Annotated in this window: 1 protein-coding gene; it reads right to left on the reverse strand. The window is 36.4% G+C overall.

The features are described from left to right. Positions 1–684, reverse strand: a 684-nt coding sequence (locus tag AOB46_RS23555) for a hypothetical protein (RefSeq protein ID WP_157845101.1), incomplete at both ends; no start/stop codon positions are given.

Here is a 684-nt window from a genome sequence, read left to right on the forward strand (position 1 = left end):
TTGATTTCACCAAATTTGTCACCCACTGTTCCCCCTATGTCAAAAGCATAGTCAGCTAATCCATATGCAAAAATAAAGGGAGCAGTAACTGGAACTACTAATCCCACTGTTAAAAGCCCCACATTTAAAATTGTGGAACTACTTACTTTTCCATCATCTAGGACATCAAATCCAGCAGCGACAAATGACAAAGCAGTACTTGCTTTTCCTAGTTTACTAGCAAATTTCCCTGTTTTTGTCATGAAATTTTTGGTACTTTGAAAGATTTCACCTGGCCTTTTCGGAAGTATTTTGGATAATTTAAAAGCTACTTTCCTCTTAAAATCATTAGGGATTTTATTATATGTTTTAACGCCCATTTCTAAATAACCCAATGCTCCATTGTAGTGTTTTTCTAAAAGTCCAGGAAACTCTACAGCAGGAAATTCATTAATTGCTTTAGCGTATGAATCGACTTTCTCAACAAATCCCATTAAAGAATTTCCTACTCTAAGTATATGTCCTACCATTTCCTGCGCTGTATTTGCATCTCCTAGAGCACCTCCTGTCCACCAGGTTATATAATCACTACCTCCTCTATCAATCAAACTATAAAGTCGGGAAGCTTCACCAAATGGTAAACTTTCATAATTAGCCCAAGCTGACATCCCGTTAGAAGAAAACTGACTATATGTTGTTTTTCCT

It is taken from the genome of Chryseobacterium indologenes (assembly GCF_001295265.1).
Classification (GTDB): domain Bacteria; phylum Bacteroidota; class Bacteroidia; order Flavobacteriales; family Weeksellaceae; genus Chryseobacterium; species Chryseobacterium indologenes_A.